Here is a 19,933-nt window from a genome sequence, read left to right on the forward strand (position 1 = left end):
TGCTCGTCGAGACTCTGCCGACAGTGGCAGATGTGCCCCCAGTCGTTGATCTTCTGCCAACCCTGCGCCCAGAATGGCGCATGCTCCGCACCGTCACCGCCGTCCTGCTGCCCCACGTCGCGCCGTTCGAGCTCGGCGTCGCGTGCGAGGTCTTCGGCATCGACCGCTCCGACACCGGCGGGCCGTCGTTCGACTTCCGCGTGTGCGCGCTCGAACCCGGGCCGGTGAGCGTCAAGGGCGGCGCGTTCGGGCTCGTCGTCGACCACGACCTGAGCGCCACGCAGGACGCCGACCTCGTCGTCGTGCCCGCGTACGGCACGGACCCGCGCCCCGCGCCCGAGCCCGTGCTCGAGGCGCTGCGCGCCGCGCACGCCCGCGGCGCCTGGATCCTGTCCATCTGCAGCGGCGCGTTCGCGCTCGGCGAGGCCGGCCTGCTCGACGGGCGGGCGTGCACGACGCACTGGATGCACGCCGCCGAGCTCGCCCGACGGTTCCCCGACGCGCGCGTCGACCCGTCCGTGCTCTACGTGGACGACGACCGCGTCCTCACCTCCGCCGGCACCGCGGCCGGCATCGACGCGGGCCTCTACCTCGTGCGCCGCGAGCTCGGCGCCGCCGCCGCGGCGACGGTCGCCCGCCGCATGGTCGTCCCGCCGCACCGCGACGGGGGGCAGGCGCAGTACGTCGACACGCCGCTGCCGTGCGAGGCCGACACGCTCGCGCCGCTGCTCGCGTGGCTCGTCGACCACCTCGACGAGGAGCACACCGTGCCCGCCCTCGCGGCGCGCGCGCTCATGTCCGAACGCACGTTCGCGCGGCGGTTCCGCGCCGAGACCGGCACCACGCCCGCCGCGTGGCTCACGCGCCAGCGGCTCGCCCGCGCGCAGGAGCTGCTCGAACGCACGGACGCGGGTGTCGACGAGATCGCGCGGGTCGCCGGCTTCGGCAGCGCCGCGGTGCTGCGCCACCACTTCGCCCGGTCCCTGGGCACGAGCCCGCAGGCGTACCGCCGGACGTTCGCGTGCCGGGACGAGGCCGCGTCCGACGAGGACGTCGCCTGACCCACCGCGACGAGAGCCCCGCCCTGGCACGCAGGGTCGGGGCTCTCGTCGTCCGTGGACGCGGCTCGCGCCGGGCTCAGCGCGCGAACGCCTCCTCGACGAGCGTCGCCTGCTGCGCCTGGTGCTTCTTGGCGGTACCGGTCGCCGGCGACGCCGACTCCGGCCGCGACACCGCACGCAGCGTGCGGCCCAGCAGCTGCGGGAGGTGCATCGACAGGTACGGCCACGGGCCCTGGTTGTGCGGCTCGTCCTGCACCCACACGAGCTCCGCGCCGTCGAACGGCGCGAGCGCCGTGGAGATCGACGCCTCGTCGAGCGGGTAGAGCTGCTCGAGGCGGACGATCGCGGTCTGCTCGTCGCCCGACTTCACGCGGTGCGCGAGCAGGTCCCAGTACACCTTGCCCGAGCACAGCAGGACGCGCGTGACCTGCCCGGCCTTGGCCTCCGCGAGCTCGTCGCGGATCGCGGGCCGCCACGTGCCGGTCGTGAAGTCCGCGACCGGCGAGGACGCCGACTTCAGCCGGAGCATGGACTTCGGCGTGAACACCACCAGCGGCTTGCGCGGCCGTGCGTACGCCTGACGGCGCAGCAGGTGGAAGTACGACGCGGGGGTCGACGGCTGCGCGATGACCATGTTCTCCTGCGCCGCGAGCTGCAGGAACCGCTCGATGCGCGCCGACGAGTGGTCCGGTCCCTGGCCCTCGTAGCCGTGGGGGAGCAGCAGCACGACGGACGAGCGCTGCGCCCACTTCTGCTCGGCCGACGAGATGAACTCGTCGATCACGGTCTGCGCGCCGTTCACGAAGTCGCCGAACTGCGCCTCCCACAGCACGAGCGCGTCGGGGCGCTCGACCGAGTAGCCGTACTCGAAGCCGAGGCACGCGTACTCCGAGAGCGACGAGTCGTACACCCAGAACTTGGCCTGGTCGCCCGACAGGTACAGCAGCGGCGTCCACTCCGCACCCGTCTCACGGTCGTGCAGCACCGCGTGCCGCTGCACGAACGTGCCGCGGCGCGAGTCCTGCCCCGCGAGGCGCACGGGCGTGCCCTCGACGAGCAGCGAGCCGAACGCGAGGATCTCGCCGAAGCCCCAGTCGATCCCGCCCTCGCGCGACATGGCCTCGCGCTTCTCGAGCAGCTGCTGGAGCTTGGGGTGGACGGTGAAGCCCTCGGGCGGGCGCACGTGCGCCTGCCCGATCCGCTCGAGCACCGACGCCGGGACGGCCGTCTGCCAGCCGACCATGACGCCCGCGTCCTCGAGCTGCGACTCGGGACGCTCGAGGCCGGCCACGGCCTCGGCGGTGGGCGCCGCGGCCGCCCAGCCGTCCTCGCGCGTCTCGGCGAACACGCGCTCGAGCTGCGACTGGTAGTCGCGCAGGGCCTGCTCCGCCTCGTCGATCGTGATGTCGCCGCGCGCCACCAGCGTCTCGGTGTACAGCTTGCGCACCGAGCGCTTCGCCTCGATGAGGTTGTACATGAGCGGCTGCGTCATCGACGGGTCGTCGCCCTCGTTGTGCCCGCGGCGGCGGTAGCACAGCATGTCGATCACCACGTCGCGGTCGAACTGCTCGCGGTACTCGAACGCGAGCTCCGCGGCACGCACCACGGCCTCGGGGTCGTCGCCGTTCACGTGGAACACCGGTACCTGCAGGCCCTTGACCACGTCGGTCGCGTACTGCGAGGAGCGCGACGACGACGGGCCGGTGGTGAACCCGACCTGGTTGTTGATGATGACGTGGATGGTGCCGCCCGTGCGGTACCCGCGCAGCTGCGCGAGGTTGAGCGTCTCGAACACCACGCCCTGACCCGCGAACGCCGCGTCGCCGTGGACCAGGATCGGCAGCACGGAGAAGCCGTCGCCACCGAGGTCGATCCGGTCCTGCTTGGCGCGCACGATGCCCTCGAGCACCGGGTCGACCGCCTCGAGGTGCGACGGGTTCGCCGCGAGGTACACCTTGGTCGTCGCACCCGACTCGGCCGTGAAGACGCCCTCGGTGCCGAGGTGGTACTTCACGTCGCCCGAGCCCTGCACCGACTTCGGGTCCTGGTTGCCCTCGAACTCGCTGAAGATCTGCGCGTACGACTTGCCGGCGATGTTCGCGAGCACGTTGAGGCGGCCGCGGTGCGCCATGCCGATCGCGACCTCGTCGAGGCCCGAGTCGGCCGCGCGCGACAGGATCGCGTCGAGCAGCGGGATCACCGACTCGCCGCCCTCGAGCGAGAACCGCTTCTGGCCCACGTACTTCGTCTGCAGGAAGGTCTCGAACGCCTCGGCCGCGTTGAGGCGGCGCAGGACGCGCAGCTGGTCCTCGCGCGGCGTGCGCGCCCAGCCCGACTCGAGCCGCTCCTGCAGCCAGCGGCGCTGCCGCGGGTCCTGCAGGTGCATGTACTCGACGCCCGTGGTGCGGCAGTACGAGTCGCGCAGCAGCCCCAGGATGTTGCGCAGCGTCTCGCGCGACCGGCCCGTGAAGCCGCCCGTGGGGAACGTGCGGTCCAGGTCCCACAGCGTGAGCCCGTGGTTCTGGATGTCCAGGTCCGGGTGCTTGCGCTGGCGGTAGGCGAGCGGGTCGGTGTCGGCCATGAGGTGGCCGCGGGAGCGGTACGCGTGGATGAGCTCCGCGATGCGCGCGGGCTTGGCGGCCTCGGCGTCCGGGTCGCTCGGGGTGTCGCGCACCCAGCGCACGGGCTCGTAGGGGACCCGCAGCGCCGCGAACACGCGGTCGTAGAAGCCGTCCTCGCCGAGGAGCTTGCGCGACAAGATGCGCAGGAAGTCGCCCGACTGCGCGCCCTGGATGATGCGGTGGTCGTACGTGCTGGTGATCGTGAGCACGCGCGAGACGCCGAGCGCGTTGAGCCGGTCGTCGGACGTCCCCTGGAACTCCGCCGGGTACTCCATCGCGCCGACGCCGATGATGGCGCCCTGCCCCTGCATGAGGCGCGGCACGGAGTGGACCGTGCCGATGGTGCCGGGGTTGGTGAGCGAGATCGTCGTGCCCGCGAAGTCGTCGACCGTCAGCTTGCCCGCGCGGGCGCGCCGCACGACGTCCTCGTACGCGCTCCAGAACTGCGCGAAGTCGAGGGTCTCGGCCTTCTTGATCGAGGGCACCAGGAGCTGGCGCGTGCCGTCCGGCTTGGCGAGGTCGATCGCGAGACCCAGGTTGACGTGCGCGGGCTGCGTGACGCCGGGCTTGCCGTCGACGAGCGTGTACGCCGCGTTCATCGCCGGCATGTCCTTGAGCGCCTCGACGAGGGCGAACCCGATGAGGTGCGTGAACGAGATCTTGCCGCCGCGCCCGCGCTGCAGGTGGTTGTTCACGACGATGCGGTTGTCGACCATCAGCTTGGCCGGGACGGCGCGCACCGACGTGGCGGTCGGGACCTCGAGCGACGACTCCATGTTGGTGACGACGCGCGCGGCGGGGCCGCGCAGCTTCTGCACGTCGTCCGTCGCCTCGGGGCCCTCGGCGCGCGACGGCTTCTGCGCGACCGACGCGTACGGCGCTGTCGCGGGCTGCGCGGTCGCCACGGGGGAGGCCCCGTCCGCGGTGGCGGGCTGCGCGGGGACCGCACGCGCCGCGGCCTGCGCGGCCACCTGCGCCGACGCCTGCGCGGCGGCCTGCGCGGACGGCTGTGCCGACGCTTGTGCCGACGACTGGGCGGGTGGGGCCGCGGGGGCCGGTGCCGCCGGCTGGGGCGTCCGGTCGGCGGGCGGTGCCGCGGCGGCGGTCCCGCCGTTGCTCGTCACCCCGTTCGCCGCCCGGTCGTCCGACCTCTCGTCGGGCTTGTACCCCTCGAAGAAGTCCCACCACGCGGGGTCCACCGCGTTCTTGTCCTGGAGGTACTGCTCGTACAGCTCGTCCACGAGCCACTCGTTCGCGCCGAATACGGCACGGATCGAGTCAGGCTCCGCCTTCTGGGACACGCGAGGATCGCCCACTTCCGCTGCGGCCCCGCAGGACCGCGTCGACGCCGGTTCTGTCGATGACAACATTACGTGTTCCGGGACCTTCGGCCCGCCGGTGGCCCGCCGCCGTGGGCCCTCGTCGGACCCCGCGCGGACGGCGTCCCGGGGTGCGGGTCAACGACGGGCAATGGCGCGCCGTCGTGCAGGGCAAGGCCGCTCCTCCCGGAGGCGAAGGAGCGCCGTGCACGGCCCTCGCACCGGTAGGAACCTGCCTGCTGCGGGTCACGTCGCCGACCGTGGCCCGTCCGGGTGAACCGCGACAGGTCCACGCCCGCTCATCTCACGATGTGGACGGCCGTCCGATGTGCACCCAGGCCCGACGGCGTGCGCCGTCAGGTGATGTCGCGGCGCAGCGTCGTCGCGCGCCCGACCAGCGACAGGACCGCGACGTACGCGAGCATCACGAGCAGCCCCTGCCACGCCGTGAGCAGGCCCCCGGTCATGCCGGACGAGGCGTAGAACGACCCGCCCGAGATCGCCTCGCCCGCAGCGCCCGGCAGGTACGCCGCGACGTCGCCGCCCCACGAGGTCTGGCCCAGCGCGACGCGCGCGATCGGCTCGACGAACTGCGTGAACGCCAGCGCGCCGACGACCACCGCGACCTGGCTGGTGACGACCGTCCCGACCGCCACACCGAGCAGCGCCCACAGCGCGAGCGCGAGCGTCGACAGGCCCAGGGTGCGCCACGTGCTCGCCTCGCCGAGGAACGTCGGCTCGCCGAGCAGCGCCAGCACGCCACCGCCCGCCGCGACGCACGCGAGCGTGCCGGCCAGGCCGTACACGAGTCCCAGCGCGCCGCCCGAGAGGAGCTTCGCGCCGAGGACCACACCGCGGCGCGGCTCGGACAGGTAGGTCGGGGTGAGCGTGCTGTGCCGCACCTCGGAGGGGTACGACAGGCCGCCGACGACGAGCGGGAACACGTACCCGAGCGAGACGGCGATCGTGTAGACCGTGCGCACGACCTCCTGGGGCGAGAGCGTGACCTCGTCGCCCGTGCCGCTCGTCGCCTGGCCCTGGCTCAGCACCCAGCCCATCGCCCCCGCGATGAACGCCATGTAGACGACCATCGTGAGCAGGAGGATCCACCACAGGCGCGTCGTGACGAGCTTGCGGTACTCGGCCACCACCGCGGCGCGCATCAGGCGGCCCCGTCCAGGCGAGCGGGCGCCGGTGCGCCGGCGGGTGGCTGCGCCGCGCCGGGTGGCGGGGCGGTGAGCTGGAGGAACACGTCCTCGAGCCCGACGTCGCGGGCCTGGAGACGGTGCAGCTCGACACCCGCGCCGAACGCGGCCGCGCCGACCGCGGGCGTGTCCACGTCGAGCAGGACGTACGTCGCGCCGTCCGGGCCGCGCCGGACGTCGTCGACCGCCCACCCGCCGGCCGCGACGAGCGCGTCGAGCGCCGCCGCGTCGGGCGAGGCCACCTCGACGCGCCGGCGCGCGAGGCGCGCGAGCTCGCCCAGCGGCGACGCGTGCACGAGCCGCCCTCGGGCGATGATCACGACGTCGTCGACGGTCTGCTCGACCTCGGACAGCACGTGGCTCGACACCAGCACGGTGCGGCCCTCGTGCGCGAGCGCGCGCAGGAAGCCGCGCAGCCACGCGATGCCCTCGGGGTCGAGGCCGTTCGCGGGCTCGTCGAGCAGGAGCACGGGCGGGTCGCCCAGGAGCGTGGTCGCGAGCGCGAGCCGCTGGCGCATGCCGAGCGAGAACCCGCCGACCCGGCGCTGCGCGACCGCGGACAGGCCGACGAGCGCGAGGACCTCGTCGGCGCGCGTGTCGGGCACGCCGACCTGGGGCGCGAACACGCGCAGGTGGTCGCGGGCCGTGCGGCCGGGGTGGAAGCTCGCGGCCTCGAGCGCCGCGCCGACGACGTGCGCGGGGCGGGCGATCTCGGCGTACCGGCGGCCCCCGACCGTCGCGGTGCCGCTGGTCGGGGACACGAGGCCGAGCAGCATCCGCAGGGTCGTGGTCTTGCCGGCGCCGTTGGGGCCCAGGAAGCCGGTGACGCGGCCCGGGCGCACCTCGAAGCTGAGGTCGTCGACCGCGCGGACGGCGTGGGGACCCGAGCCGAACGTCTTGGTGAGGTGCTCGACGCGGACCGTCCGGTCGTCGTCCGGCGTCGGGGTGCTCGTCGGTGTGCTGGTGGGGCCAGGCTGCATGTCGTCCAACCTACAGTTCTAGTTGCGGTAGAACAAAGCGTTTCCCGTGGCGGGTCGCCCGCCCGGCAGCGTGACGCGCATCGTGCACCCGTCGGCCACGTCCGCGACCTCGATGGTGCCGCCGTGCAGCTCGACCGCCCAGCGCACGATCGCCAGACCCAGGCCCGTGCCGCCCGTCGACACCTGACCGGTCGCCGGCGTGTTGCCCCGCACGAACCGCTCGAACACGTGCGCGCGCTCCGCGCGCGAGATCCCCGGCCCGTGGTCCACGACGTCGATCCGCACGTCCGGGCCGACCCGGCGGGCGACGAGCCGCACCTCGTCGTCGCGCGGCGAGTGGCGCACCGCGTTGTGCAGCAGGTTCGCGACCACCTGGTGCAGGCGCTCGGGGTCGCCGTCGACCGTGAGGTCCTCGGGCTCGACGTCGACCACGAACCGCAGGTTCTTCGACGCCCCGACGAGCGCGGCGGCGTCCGCCGCCTCGCGCAGGAAGTCCTGCAGGCGCAGGCGCGTCAGCTGCAGCGGCGCGTCGCCCGCCTCGAGCCGGGACAGGTCCAGCAGGTTCGCCACGAGCCGGCCCAGGCGCTCGGTCTGCGCGAGCGCCGCCTCCATCGTCGCCGGGTCGGCGGGCGTCACGCCGTCGACGATGTTCTCGAGCTCGGCCTGCAGCGCGGTCACCGGCGTGCGCAGCTCGTGCGACACGTTCGCGACGAGCTCGCGGCGGAACGTGTCCGCCTGCTGCAGGTCGTCCGCCATCGTGTTGAACGCCTCGGCGAGCTGGCCCACCTCGTCGGCGCTCGTCGCGCGCACGCGCTGCGTGTAGTCGCCCGCCGCCATCGCCCGGGCGGCGTGCGTCATCTCGCGCAGCGGCGACGTCATCCCGCGCGCCAGGAGCTGGGTGAGCGCGAGCGAGATGACGATCGCGAGCGGGAACGTGCGTGACGGGCCCAGTTCGTACGACAGCCCGATCCAGGTGATGAACGACGCCATCGTGACGGTCGCCGCGACGAGCACGCCCAGCTTGATCTTGATCGACCGGAACCGGTCCAGCGGGCGCACGTCGGGCAGGCGGGACCGCACGGCGGCCCCGCGGCCGTGCCGGGGGTTGGGTCGCGCCGCGGCGCGCGCGCTGCTCATCGCGTCAGGCGCCGGCGCCCTCGGACGCACCGGCCTGCGTGCCGTCAGCGGGCTCGAACGCGTAGCCCACACCGTGCACCGTGCGGATGAGGTCCGCGCCGAGCTTGCGACGCAGCGCCTTGACGTGCGAGTCGACGGTGCGGGTGCCGCTCGCGTCGACCCAGTCCCACACCTCCGCGAGCAGCCGCTCGCGCGTCAGCACCGTGCGCGGCGACGAGGCGAGCGCGACGAGCAGGTCGAACTCGGTGGGCGTGAGGTGGACCTCGTCGCCGTGGCGCAGCACGCGCCGCTGCGCCTTGTCCACCGTGACGTCGCCGATCACGAGCGGGGGAGCGGGGGCGTCGGCCGCCTGCAGCTCCACCACGCGCGCCGCGCGCTCGGTGCGCCGCAGCAGCGCCTTCGTGCGGGCCACGAGCTCGCGCATCGAGAACGGCTTCGTCATGTAGTCGTCGGCGCCGACGCCGAGCCCGATGAGCATGTCCGTCTCGTCGTCGCGTGCCGTCAGCATGAGGACCGGGACCGGACGTGCGGCCTGCACGCGCCGGCACACCTCGAGCCCGTCGATGCCCGGCAGCATCACGTCGAGCACGATGACGTCGGGCACCAGCCGTGCCGCGGCCTCCACGCCCGCGAGGCCGTCACCGACGGCCTCGACGCTCCAGCCCTCGGCCGACAGGCGTCGCACGATCGCCTGCGCGATCGCCGGCTCGTCCTCGACGACCAGCACCTTCGTCGGTGCGGCCTTCACCGCCGCGCTGCTCGCACTCCCCAGCGTCGTCATGTGCCCAGAGTGGCACAGCACCCCTGGCCGTGGCCTCGGCACGCGGCGGGACGCACCCGTATGATGTCGCCACTATGAGCAGCTCAAGTAGCTGCCGGCGTCCCACCCCCACCCCTGCACCGGTCCAGCACCGGCAGACCGCACCCGCGGAGCAGGCGGCGGACGGGTCCGACGATGCCGGCCCCCACCTGAGACCCGGTGCCGCCCGCGGGCGCCACCCCCACCACGTCCACGCGCCCGGCGGCTGCCGGGGCCCGCGACGGCGCGCACCCCGGCGGGGGTGCCCGTGCTGACCGAGTGGCTCCTGGTCGTGCTCGGCGTCGTGCTCACGCTCGGCACCGCGCTGTTCGTCGCGGGCGAGTTCTCGCTCGTCACGCTCGACCCGGGCGTCGTCGCGAAGCAGACGCGGCCCGACGACCGGCGCGGGCAGTCCGTCCTCAAGGCGCTGCGCGGCCTGTCGACCGAGCTGTCCGGCGCGCAGGTCGGCATCACCGCGACCACGGTGCTGCTCGGCTACACGACGCAGCCCGCGGTGCAACGCCTGTTCTCCGGCTGGCTCGGCGACGGTGTGCTGAGCGCGACGGCCGCGACCGCGGTCGCGGTCGTGGCGGCCGTGATCCTCGTCAACGGGTTCTCGATGCTGGTCGGCGAGCTCATCCCGAAGAACTTCGCGATCGCCAACCCGCTCGCGACCGCGCGGGCGGTCGCGCCGCTGCAGCGCGGGTTCACGCGCGCGCTGCGGCCCGTCATCGCGTTCTTCAACGGCAGCGCCAACTGGCTGCTGCGCCGCATGGGCGTGGAGCCCCGCGAGGAGCTCTCCGGCGGTCGCTCGCCGCAGGAGCTCGCGGCCCTGGTGCGCCGCTCCGCCGAGGTCGGCACGCTCGAGCAGTCGACCGCGCGGTTGCTGACCAACTCGCTGGAGTTCGAGACGCTCACCGCCGTCGACGTCATGACCGACCGTCAGCGCATGGTCGCGGTGCGGCGCGAGGACTCGGCGCTCGACGTCGTCGCCCTCGCGCGTCGCACCGGTCACTCGCGGTTCCCGGTGCTGGGGGAGGGCAGCGACGACATCGTCGGGCTCGTGCACCTGCGCCGCGCCGTCGGGGTGCCGTTCGAGCGTCGCGGCGAGGTACCCGCCGCGGCGCTCATGGACGACGCGCCGAGCGTGCCCGAGACCGTGCACCTCGGTCCGCTGCTCGTCGAGCTGCGCGGCCACGGCATGCAGATGGCCGTCGTCGTCGACGAGTACGGCGGCACGTCGGGCGTCGTGACGCTCGAGGACGTCGTCGAGGAGCTCGTCGGTGAGGTCGCCGACGAGCACGACCGCACGCGCGCCGGGGTGGCGCGCTCGGCCGACGGGTCCTGGCACCTGCCAGGTGTCACCCGGCCCGACGAGCTGACGGAGCGCACCGGCCTCGTCGTCCCCGACGAGGGGCCGTACGAGACGCTCGGCGGGCTCATGATGGCGCGGCTGGGCCGCATCCCGGAGGTCGGGGACGTCGTCGCCGTCGGGCACGTGCGCCTCGAGGTCGAGCGGATGGCCGGGCGGCGCGTGGAGCGCGTGCACGTGTGGACGGAGCCCGACGACGACGCCGACGAGCCCGGCGCCGCCGGCGCCGCGGGACGGGGTGCGCGATGAACAGCACCCTCGCGCTCGTCGTCGCCGTCCTGCTGCTCGCCGCGAACGCGTTCTTCGTCGGCGCCGAGTTCGCCATCATCTCCGCGCGGCGCTCGTCGATCGAGCCGCGTGCGCAGGCCGGCGACCGGCGCGCGCGCACCGTGCTGTGGGCGATGGAGAACGTGTCGCTCATGCTCGCGTGCGCCCAGCTCGGCATCACCGTGTGCTCGACGAGCCTCGGCGTGGTCGCGGAGCCCGCGATCGCGCACCTCATCGAGGACCCGCTGCACGCCGTGGGCGTCTCGTCCGCGTGGACGCACCCCATCGCGTTCGTCCTCGCGCTGCTCGTCGTCGTGTACCTGCACGTCGTGCTGGGCGAGATGGTGCCCAAGAACCTCGCGGTCTCCGGCCCCGACCGGGCGGTGCTGTGGTTCGGCCCGCCGCTTGTCATGGTCGCGCGCGTCGTGCGGCCGCTGATCGGCGCGCTCAACTGGCTCGCCAACCACGTGCTGCGCCTCTTCGGGGTCGAGCCCAAGGACGAGGTGTCCTCCGCGTTCACCGCGCAGGAGGTCCAGTCGATCGTCGAGCGCTCCCAGGCCGAGGGCCTCCTGGAGGACGAGCAGGGCCTGCTCGCGGGGGCGATCGAGTTCTCGGGGCGCACCGCGCAGGAGGTCATGGTCGCGCACGACGCGCTCGTCACCGTCGATCCCGATGCGACGCCCGCGCATATCGAGCACCTGGTCGCGCGCACCGGCTTCTCGCGGTTCCCGGTGCTCGACGACGGTACGCTCGTCGGGTACCTGCACCTCAAGGACGTCCTGTACGCCGAGGACGACGACCGCGACGTGCCCGTGCCGCGGTGGCGCGTGCGCGCGCTCGCGGTCGTGGCGCCGGACGACGAGGTCGAGGAGACGCTCGCGGCGATGCAGCGCACGGGCGCGCACCTGGCGCGGGTCGACGACGACGGGCGTGCCGTCGGCGTCGTCTTCCTGGAGGACATCCTCGAGGAGCTCGTCGGGGAGGTCCGGGACGCGATGCAGCGCGGTGCGCTGCGGCAGCGGTCGGTCTCCTGACGCGCACGGAACCTTCACACGTGGCCGGATCCTGCGAGGTATGTCCGTCTTTGGCGGCCCCTTTCCGACATGTGCGCCGCGCGATGCGCCCCTCGACGGCGTGTCGCGCGGCGTGTCGCGGACGGGGGCGTGGGAGCGCGTTCGTCCGATCGACTGGACGGGCGTCCAGGGGCTTGGACGGGCGCGGGTGAGCCGTTATGGTTTCGTGATCGCCGGCAACGTCGCAGGGCACGGGGCAGACCTGCAGCCGGCGACAGTCGTGCAAGCGGTGCCCTCCGGGCGCCCCGGACGTCCTCGGGAGGTGCTGTGGTCGAGTCTCACGCCGCCGCCGCGGCACCCCTGACGCGGCGGCAGATCCGTGAGGCCGAGCGGGCCGCAGCCGAGCGTGCGGAGCGCGAGCAGTCCGCCCAGCGGTCGGTTCCGACCACCGCCCCCGCTGCGCGCGTCGCGCACTCGGCCTGGGACCCGCGCGGCGCGTCCCCCGGCCCCTCCACCGGCCACTCGGAGCCCGGCTCCGGGCCCGACGCCGGAGGCGCGCAGACACCCAGCTGGGTCCCCACGGACCACCGCCCGGTCGCACGCCCCGCACCGCCCGCCTCGCGTGCCGCCGCCACGTCCGCGATCCCGACGACGCGACCGGCCGCGGCACGTCCCGCACCCTCCGGACCTGCACCCTCCGGTCCCGCACCCTCGGCGCCGGCGCACACGGGCCCCGCCGTGGCGGGCGCGTCCCGCGCGGTCCCCGTACAGGCAATCGTCGCTGCAGCGCACGAGGTCGGCACCCGCGAGCCCGTCGCCACCGCGCTGCAGCACGCGCCCGCTGCCCGCGTCGTGCGGGTCGCCGAGGCCGAGCGCCCCGCACGTCCCGCCGCGGACCACGTCCCGTCGAACCCCGCGCCGCGGATGCTCGACGAGACGGTCGTGATGGCCCCCCCGATCCTCGACGACCTCGACGAGCCCGACTACCGGTCCGTCCCGGCCGCGTCCGGCCCCGCGGTGCCCGCGGCCCCGATCGGACCGTCGTGGGCGTTCATCGCAGCACCCGCGGCCCCCGCCGAGGAGAGCCCGGCGCGCGCCGCGGGCGCGGAGCAGGCCACCGAGCCGGTCGTCGAGAGCCGCGCTGCGAAGACCCGGCCCGCCGACTCCCGCCCGGCCGACTCCCGCCTGGCCGACTCCCGCCCCGCCGACTCCCGCCCCGCGTCCCGCTCGGCCCAGCGCCCGGCACCGGACCGTGTCGTGCGCGTCCACACCGGCGCACGTGCGCTCAACCGCAGCGCGCGTCACGCGGTCCGCTTCGGCGTGGTCGGTGCGCTCGCGGCCGTGACCGTCGCCGTCCCGCTCGGGCGCGGGACGTTCGGCAGCACCGAGGTGCTCTCGGGCCTTCCGAGCGACCACGGCACGCTGCCGAGCACGGTCCTCGCGCTCACCGGCCAGTCGTCGTCCGACTCGCCCCCGGCGTCGCTGTCGACCGTCGACTCCGCGATCCTCGAGGCCCGCGGCGCCGAGCTCGCGAGCCGTGACTGGACGCGCGAGCCGATCCCCGGGTGCGACTCGTCGGCCCGTGCGGCGGGCTCCAACGGCCTGCTCGCCCGCAAGGACCTGTGCACGCTGTGGGACGGCCACACGCAGATGCGCGCGGACGCGGCGTCCGCGCTGGCCGAGCTGAACGCCGTGTACGTCGCACGGTTCGGTGCCGACATGTGCATCGCGTCCGGCTACCGCACGCTGCAGGAGCAGTACGCCGTCAAGGCGAAGCGCGGCGGTCTCGCCGCCGCCCCCGGCAAGAGCAACCACGGCTGGGGCCTGGCGATCGACTTCTGCAGCCAGATGACCACCGGCACGCGCTGGGCGTGGCTCAACGAGAACGCCGGGACCTACGGGTTCGAGAACCCCGCGTGGGCACGCCCGGGCGGTTCCGGCCCGTTCGAGCGGTGGCACTGGGAGTACACCAAGGGCGTCCAGGCCGACGGCGAGTACTACGGCTGACGCCACCCGGCGGCCCGCTGCGCGGTAGGCGCGGAGGGCCGTAGCAGGGCCCCTCGCGAGCGACTGACGCGCCGCCGCGAGGGACCCGCCGGTCAGGCCTGCTCGAGCCGGAGCCCCCAGCGCGCCTCGTGGTGGGCACCGGGCGCGAGCTCGACCAGCAGGTCGCCCGTGCGGAACGCGTCGGCGATGCAGGTCATCGGCTCGACCGCGACGCCGCGGCGTCGGATGCCGGGAACGTGGTCGCCCGTGCACACCTGCCACGCGTCGAACGCCTCGTCGGCCCACATCGCCGTCGTGCGGCCGTCGGGGGTCGTCAGGCGCGCCCACGTGAGGCCCGCGTCGTCGCGGACGGGGGCGAGCCACGCGTCGTCCAGGTCGACACCGCGCAACACCCGCGGCTCCCGCAGGTCGAAGGGACCCTCGAGCTCCTCGGTGCCCGTGGGCAGCAGGCGCTCGTCCACCGTGACGTGGCGGTCCGCGCCCAGCTGCAGCGTGCACTCGTCGACGCTCGCGTCGCCCGGGGACAGCCACGGGTGGAACCCGAGCCCGTAGGGCGCGCTCGTCGTGCCCAGGTTCGTCGCGCGCGTCGTGACCGTCAGACCGTCGTCGGCCAGGGCGTACGTCACGTCGATGCGGACGGGCCATGGGTAGCCGGGGTTCGGGACGATCGTCGTCGTGAGCGTGACGGCATCGTCCGTGGGCTCCTGCGCCGGGGTGAACGGCGTGAAGCCGACGAGCCCGTGCAGCGAGTTCAGGCGGTCCGGCTCGGTGATCGGCACCTGGTACGTCCCTCCGGCGTAGCCGTACAGGCCGTCCGCGAGGCGGTTCGGCCACGGGGCGAGCACCGCGCCCGAGAAGGCGGGGGCGATCTCGTCCTCGGAGTACGGCAGCACCACGTCACGTGAGCCCACGCGGTACTCGCGCAGGCTCGCGCCGACCGCCGCGACGACGGCGACCTGGTCGCCGTGCCGCAGGGTGTGCTGGGTGCCCGAGGGGGAAGGAGTGGTGCGGACGTCGTCGGCAGCGCTGGTCACGTGCACACCGTAGCCGTACCCGGGGACCACGTCCGGGACCGGTGGCCCGCACGGGCCCGCGCAACGGCCGGCGCGCGGCACCGGGAGCCGGGGCTCGGCGCCCGATCGGGTGGTGCGCACCCGCACTGTGGACAACCGACTGCGGGGAGCGAGGCGTCTCCCGTAGGGTGCGCATGCCCTGACGGACCGGACATGTCGGGCGAAACGGCGGCTGCGGTCGCCATGTCGGCCGGGTGAGGACCGGCGAGCGGGAACGGGCGACGACGCAGGGGGAAGCATGGAAGGGCTCGGGATCCTCGAGCGCGAGGTGCGCGAGCTGATCCGTCGGCGCGGCATCGACCCGGTGCGCGACCGCCCGGGGATCACGTCGCTCGTGCAGGACGCGATCGCGGACTACGACGCGCGCTCGGTGCTCGGGGTCGTGCCGCCGCTCGTCGACGGCGCCGCCGCGCACAAGGCCGTGCTCGACGCGGTGGCCGGGTTCGGGCCGCTGCAGCGCTACCTCGACGACCCGGAGGTCGAGGAGATCTGGATCAACAACCCCCAGCAGGTGTTCGTCGCGCGGCGCGGTGAGCCGGAGCTGACGACGACGATCCTCACGGCGGTCGAGGTCCGCGAGCTGGTCGAGCGCATGCTCAAGGTGTCCGGGCGGCGGCTGGACCTGTCCAGCCCGTTCGTCGACGCGACCCTGCCGGGCGGGGAGCGGCTGCACGCCGTGATCCCGGACATCACCCGCAAGGACTGGGTGGTCAACATCCGTAAGTACGTCGTGCGCGCGGACCACCTCGAGGACCTCGTCGTGCTCGGCTCGCTGCCGCCCGACGCGGCGGCGTTCCTCGCGGCCGCGGTGCGCGCGGGCCTCAACGTCCTCGTGTCGGGGGCCACGCAGGCGGGCAAGACGACGATGCTCAACGCGCTGTCGGGCGCCGTGCCGGTGCGCGAGCGCATCATCTCGTGCGAGGAGGTCTTCGAGCTGCGCCTCGCGGCGCGCGACTGGGTCGCGATGCAGTGCCGCCAGCCCAACCTCGAGGGCACGGGCGAGATCCCGCTGCGGCGGCTCGTCAAGGAGGCGCTGCGCATGCGCCCCGACCGGCTGCTCGTCGGCGAGGTGCGCGAGGCCGAGGCGCTGGACCTGCTCATCGCGCTCAACGCGGGCGTCCCCGCGATGTGCACGATCCACGCCAACTCGGCGCGCGAGGCCGTGACCAAGCTGTGCACGCTGCCGCTGCTCGCGGGCGAGAACGTCTCCGACCGGTTCGTGGTGCCGACCGTCGCGTCGTGCGTCGACCTCGTCGTGCACCTGGGGCACGACTCGCGCGGGCGGCGGCGTGTGCGCGAGATCGTCGGCATCCCGGGACGCACCGAGCAGGGCGTCGTCGAGACCGCCGAGATCTTCGCGTGGCGTGACGACCGGCTCGTGCGGGGCGACGGCTTCCCGCCGCACGCCGAGCGCTTCGCACGGCTCGGGATCGACCTCGCCGCCCTCCTGCGGGCGAGGGGCTGAGCGTGGACGTGGTCGTGGGGCTCGTGCTGGGCGCGGGCGTCGGGTGCGTGTGGTGGTCGTTCTGGCCGCAGGTGACCTCGGGTGAGGGCCGCTCCGGGCGGTGGCGTGCGCGACTGCAGGACGACCTCGTGCAGGCCGGGGTCCAGGGCGTGACGCCCGGCGGGCTCGCGGTCGCGAGCACGGTGCTCGGGATCGTGACGCTCGTCCTCGCGATCGGGCTCACGCGCGTGCCCACCGTCGCGCTGTTCTTCGCGGCGTTCGCCGCGGTGGCACCGCTCGCGGTCGTGCGAGGGCGCGCCCGGCGCCGGCGGTCGCGGCTGCGCCAGCTGTGGCCCGAGGTGGTGGACCACCTCGCCTCCGGTATCCGTGCTGGCCTCGCGCTCCCCGAAGCCGTGGCCCAGGTCGGCGAGCGCGGACCCGAGGAGCTGCGCGCACCGTTCCGCGCCTTCGGGGAGGACTACCGCGCGACCGGTCGGTTCGCCGAGAGCCTCGACCTGCTCAAGGCGCGGCTCGCCGACCCCGTGGCCGACCGGGTGATCGAGGCGCTGCGGATCACCCGGGACGTCGGCGGCACGGACCTGGGCCGGCTGCTGCGCACCCTGTCCGGGTTCCTGCGCGACGACGTGCGCACGCGCGGCGAGCTCGAGGCGCGCCAGAGCTGGACCGTGTACGCCGCGCGGCTCGCGGTCGCGGCACCGTGGATCGTCCTCGCGCTGCTCGCGACGCGCACCGAGGCGGCCGGCGCGTACGACAGCCCCGCCGGCTTCGCGGTGCTGCTCACCGGCGCCACCTGCACGGTCGTCGCGTACACGCTGATGCTCCGCGTCGCGCGGCTGCCCGAGGACCCGCGGGTGCTGCGATGAGCCCGACGGTGCAGGGCGGTCTCGCGGGCCTGCTCGCCGCGTGCGGTGTGCTCGTGGTGGTGGCGCGGCTGCGCAGCCGCCGGATCACGCTCGACCAACGTCTCGCCCCGTACCTGCGACCGCGGCGCGCCGGCTCCGGACTGCTCGGGCTGCCGTCCGTGCGCGGCCCGGTGCCGGTGCTCGAGCGGCTGCTGGCCCCCGTGCTCGCCGACGGCGTGCGGCTCGTGACGCGCATCGGCTCACCGACGACCGAGCTGGCGCGCCGCCTGCAGCGCGCGGGCCGCGCGGAGTCCGTCGAGCAGTTCCGCGCGGGCCAGGTGGTCGCGGGCGCGCTGGGGCTCGCGGCCGGCCTCGCGCTCGCACTGGTGCTCGCCGCGACCCGCAGCTCGCAGACCGTCGCGCTCGTCGTGCTGGTCGGGGTCTGCGGGCTCGTCGGCGTCCTGACACCGGACTGGGTCCTGGGCCGCCGCGTGCGGGAACGCGAGTCACGGATCGTCGCCGAGCTGCCGACCATCGCCGAGCTCCTCGCACTCGCCGTCGGCGCGGGCGAGGGAGCCCTCGGGGCGCTCGAGCGCGTCACGCGCAGCACGCACGGCGAGCTGAGCGTCGAGCTCGAGCGCACGCTCGCCGACGCGCGTGCGGGCCTGCCGCTCGTGCAAGCCCTCGACGGCCTCGCAGACCGGACCGGGGTACCCGCGCTGACGCGGTTCGCGGAGGGCGTCGCGGTCGCCGTCGAGCGCGGTGCGCCGCTCGCCGACGTGCTGCGCGCGCAGGCGCAGGACGTGCGCGAGGAGGGCCGCCGCCTGCTCATGGAGACCGGCGGCCGCAAGGAGGTGCTGATGATGATCCCGGTGGTCTTCCTCATCCTCCCCGTGACCGTCCTGTTCGCGGTGTTCCCGAGCGCCGTCGTGCTGCAGGTGGGCCTGTGACGGCCCCGACGAAGAGCACGACGAGCGTGCACGACCAGCTCAGCGGGGCGCGGCCGGTCCGGCCCTCCGCCCCGACGACCAGCAGGACGACAACCAGCCCCGCGCCGGACGGTGCGGGCTCACGAGGAGGACCGGATGACGACGTTGCAGCACGGAAGAGCGCAGGTGGGCCGGGTGCGGGACCGCGTGCAGGGATCGACGCTCACGTTCGCGGTGCGCACGCACGGCTGGCTCGCGGGGCGGATGCGGGCGGCCGGGCGGGACCGCGGCGACGTCCCGGGCTGGGTGCTCGTGACGCTCATGACCGCCGCGCTCGTCGTCGCGCTGCTGACGCTGGCCCGCCCGCTCCTGGAGGGCATGTTCCGGGGTGCGGTCGAGGACGTGAACAACACCTGACCCGCCGCGTCCGCGCGGTCGGAGGCGGCCCTGACGCGGGCGCGGCGGTCGTCGACTTCGTGCTGATCGGCGGCCTGATCGTCGTGATCGCGCTGGGGATCGTGCAGCTCACCCTCGGCCTGCACGTGCGCAACACCCTGGTCGACAGTGCGTCCGCGGGTGCGCGGTACGGCGCGCTGGACGGCCGTTCGACGAGCGACGCGGCGCGCCGCACGCGAGAGCTCGTCGCCGGGTCGCTCGCGGACGGTTACGCGGACGAGGTGACTGCTCGACGGGTCGTCGTCGGCGGGGTCGAGATGGTCGAGGTCGAGGTGCGCGCGCCGCTGCCGGTGATCGGTCTCATCGGCCCGGCGGGTCGGCTCACGGTGACGGGGCACGCGATCGCCGAGGACGACCTGCCGTGAGCGCGCGTCCGCGGGCGACCGCCGTGCGTGCGCTGCGTGGAGCCGCTCGGCGCGTGGTGTACCGGGTCCGGCGCCGGGTCGGCGGGGGTGGTGATCAGGGGAGTGCGATCGTCGAGTTCCTGGGCCTGTCGTTCGTGCTGCTGCTGCCCCTGGTGTACCTGGTGATGGTCCTCGCGCGGCTCGAGGCCGCGAGCTACGCGGTCGACTCCGCGGCTCGCGAGGCTGCCCGCGTCTACGTCGCGGCGGACGACTCGACGTCCGCCGCGGCCCGAGCCGCGGCCGTCACCGGCGTCGCGCTCCAGGACCACGGGTTCGACGACGAGCCGTCCGACGCACTCGTCATGACGTGCGAGCAGGTGCCCTGCCTGCGGCCCGACGCGCACGTCGAGGCGCGCGTGCAGGTGGTCGTCCCGCTGCCGTTCGTGCCGGACATGGTGCGCGACGTGGTCCCGCTCGAGATCCCCGTGTCGTCCAGCTACGTCGCGGTCGTCGACGAGTACCGGAGCATCGGGTGACCCGGATCCGGCGCGCGCTGCGTCACCGCCTGCAGAGCGCGGGAGGAGCCGACGACGGTCAGGTCATCATCCTGACGTTCGGCGTCGTGCTGTTCGCCTCGATGCTCATCCTCGTCGTCGCGTCGGCCGCGCAGCTGCACCTCGAGCACAAGCGGCTCGTCGCGCTCGCCGACATGCTCGCGCTCGACGCCTCCGACTCGATCGGCGAGGGCGTCTACTACGGCACCGAGGGCAAGGCGCGCCTGGCCCTCACCGACGCGTCGGTGCGCGCGGCGGTCGACGAGTACCTCGAGGCCCACCCGGACGAGGCGAGCGGCTGGCGGCAGTTCGCGGTCGTCGAGGCCACGGCCGCGGGCCCCCGCACGGCGCACATCACGCTCGTCGCGCGCGTCCAGCCGTCCTCCACGGCCTGGGTCCTCGGCGCCTGGTCGGACGGCATCACCCTCGAAGCGACCGCGAGCGCGACGGCTGACTGAGCCCGACACGCGGACGCGGCCACCCTGGGCG

Annotated in this window: 17 protein-coding genes; 11 read left to right on the forward strand and 6 right to left on the reverse strand. The window is 74.4% G+C overall.

Annotated elements, in window-relative coordinates:
* Positions 1 to 80 precede the first annotated feature (80 nt).
* Entirely contained in the window at positions 81 to 1,061 is a 981-nt protein-coding gene (locus CBP52_RS01540; protein ID WP_094179532.1) for a GlxA family transcriptional regulator, read from the forward strand.
* A gap of 76 nt (positions 1,062 to 1,137) precedes the next feature.
* On the opposite strand, the gene CBP52_RS01545 is transcribed toward CBP52_RS01540, so the two are convergent.
* The 5 genes from CBP52_RS01545 to CBP52_RS01565 all read right to left on the reverse strand — a co-directional run bounded on the left by CBP52_RS01545 (position 1,138) and on the right by CBP52_RS01565 (position 9,104).
* Positions 1,138 to 4,983, reverse strand: coding sequence for a multifunctional oxoglutarate decarboxylase/oxoglutarate dehydrogenase thiamine pyrophosphate-binding subunit/dihydrolipoyllysine-residue succinyltransferase subunit (locus tag CBP52_RS01545; protein ID WP_232514605.1), 3,846 nt, complete (start codon positions 4,981 to 4,983; stop codon positions 1,138 to 1,140).
* A 374-nt stretch (positions 4,984 to 5,357) separates the two neighbouring features.
* A complete protein-coding gene (locus CBP52_RS01550) occupies positions 5,358 to 6,164 on the reverse strand; it encodes an ABC transporter permease (protein ID WP_094179534.1) in 807 nt (268 codons plus the stop codon).
* A complete protein-coding gene (locus tag CBP52_RS01555) occupies positions 6,164 to 7,186 on the reverse strand; it encodes an ABC transporter ATP-binding protein (protein WP_094179535.1) in 1,023 nt (340 codons plus the stop codon). Before CBP52_RS01555 ends, CBP52_RS01550 begins: the two co-directional genes overlap by 1 nt.
* Positions 7,187 to 7,204: 18 nt before the next feature.
* Positions 7,205 to 8,323 (reverse strand): cell wall metabolism sensor histidine kinase WalK, encoded by a 1,119-nt coding sequence (locus tag CBP52_RS01560; RefSeq protein ID WP_094182057.1) that lies wholly within the window; start codon positions 8,321 to 8,323, stop codon positions 7,205 to 7,207.
* Between the two features lie 4 nt (positions 8,324 to 8,327).
* Positions 8,328 to 9,104, reverse strand: coding sequence for a response regulator transcription factor (locus CBP52_RS01565; protein WP_094179536.1), 777 nt, complete (start codon positions 9,102 to 9,104; stop codon positions 8,328 to 8,330).
* A gap of 286 nt (positions 9,105 to 9,390) precedes the next feature.
* On the opposite strand from CBP52_RS01565, the gene CBP52_RS01570 reads away from it, so the two are divergent.
* The 3 genes from CBP52_RS01570 (at position 9,391) to CBP52_RS01580 (ending at position 13,781) form a co-directional block, all read left to right on the forward strand.
* A complete protein-coding gene (locus CBP52_RS01570) occupies positions 9,391 to 10,743 on the forward strand; it encodes a hemolysin family protein (protein WP_198303559.1) in 1,353 nt (450 codons plus the stop codon).
* Positions 10,740 to 11,795, forward strand: a complete 1,056-nt coding sequence (locus CBP52_RS01575) for a hemolysin family protein (protein WP_094179538.1) — start codon at positions 10,740 to 10,742, stop codon at positions 11,793 to 11,795. Before CBP52_RS01570 ends, CBP52_RS01575 begins: the two co-directional genes overlap by 4 nt.
* 306 nt (positions 11,796 to 12,101) lie before the next feature.
* Entirely contained in the window at positions 12,102 to 13,781 is a 1,680-nt protein-coding gene (locus tag CBP52_RS01580) for a D-alanyl-D-alanine carboxypeptidase family protein (RefSeq protein ID WP_094179539.1), read from the forward strand.
* Positions 13,782 to 13,873: 92 nt separating this feature from the next.
* On the opposite strand, the gene CBP52_RS01585 is transcribed toward CBP52_RS01580, so the two are convergent.
* Positions 13,874 to 14,815: an aldose 1-epimerase family protein gene (locus CBP52_RS01585; protein ID WP_232514606.1), complete on the reverse strand. Its 942-nt coding sequence runs from the start codon at positions 14,813 to 14,815 to the stop codon at positions 13,874 to 13,876.
* Positions 14,816 to 15,092: 277 nt separating this feature from the next.
* On the opposite strand from CBP52_RS01585, the gene CBP52_RS01590 reads away from it, so the two are divergent.
* From CBP52_RS01590 to CBP52_RS01620, 7 genes are all read left to right on the forward strand, one after another.
* Entirely contained in the window at positions 15,093 to 16,319 is a 1,227-nt protein-coding gene (locus CBP52_RS01590; RefSeq protein WP_094179541.1) for a CpaF family protein, read from the forward strand.
* A 2-nt stretch (positions 16,320 to 16,321) separates the two neighbouring features.
* Entirely contained in the window at positions 16,322 to 17,182 is an 861-nt protein-coding gene (locus CBP52_RS01595) for a type II secretion system F family protein (protein WP_094179542.1), read from the forward strand.
* Positions 17,179 to 18,111 carry a type II secretion system F family protein gene (locus CBP52_RS01600; RefSeq protein WP_094179543.1) on the forward strand — a complete coding sequence of 311 codons (933 nt, stop codon included), beginning with the start codon at positions 17,179 to 17,181 and terminating at the stop codon, positions 18,109 to 18,111. Before CBP52_RS01595 ends, CBP52_RS01600 begins: the two co-directional genes overlap by 4 nt.
* A gap of 135 nt (positions 18,112 to 18,246) precedes the next feature.
* Positions 18,247 to 18,507, forward strand: coding sequence for a hypothetical protein (locus CBP52_RS01605; protein WP_157732467.1), 261 nt, complete (start codon positions 18,247 to 18,249; stop codon positions 18,505 to 18,507).
* Positions 18,504 to 18,911, forward strand: a complete 408-nt coding sequence (locus CBP52_RS01610; protein ID WP_094182058.1) for a TadE family protein — start codon at positions 18,504 to 18,506, stop codon at positions 18,909 to 18,911. The genes CBP52_RS01605 and CBP52_RS01610 overlap by 4 nt, the downstream gene beginning before the upstream one ends.
* Positions 18,908 to 19,426 carry a TadE/TadG family type IV pilus assembly protein gene (locus tag CBP52_RS01615; protein ID WP_232514608.1) on the forward strand — a complete coding sequence of 173 codons (519 nt, stop codon included), beginning with the start codon at positions 18,908 to 18,910 and terminating at the stop codon, positions 19,424 to 19,426. The genes CBP52_RS01610 and CBP52_RS01615 overlap by 4 nt, the downstream gene beginning before the upstream one ends.
* Complete coding sequence (locus CBP52_RS01620) at positions 19,423 to 19,902, forward strand: hypothetical protein (RefSeq protein ID WP_094179545.1); 480 nt, start codon at positions 19,423 to 19,425, stop codon at positions 19,900 to 19,902. Before CBP52_RS01615 ends, CBP52_RS01620 begins: the two co-directional genes overlap by 4 nt.
* Positions 19,903 to 19,933: the final 31 nt, after the last annotated feature.

Source organism: Cellulomonas sp. PSBB021, from assembly GCF_002240455.1.
Taxonomy (GTDB): Bacteria; Actinomycetota; Actinomycetes; order Actinomycetales; family Cellulomonadaceae; genus Cellulomonas; species Cellulomonas uda.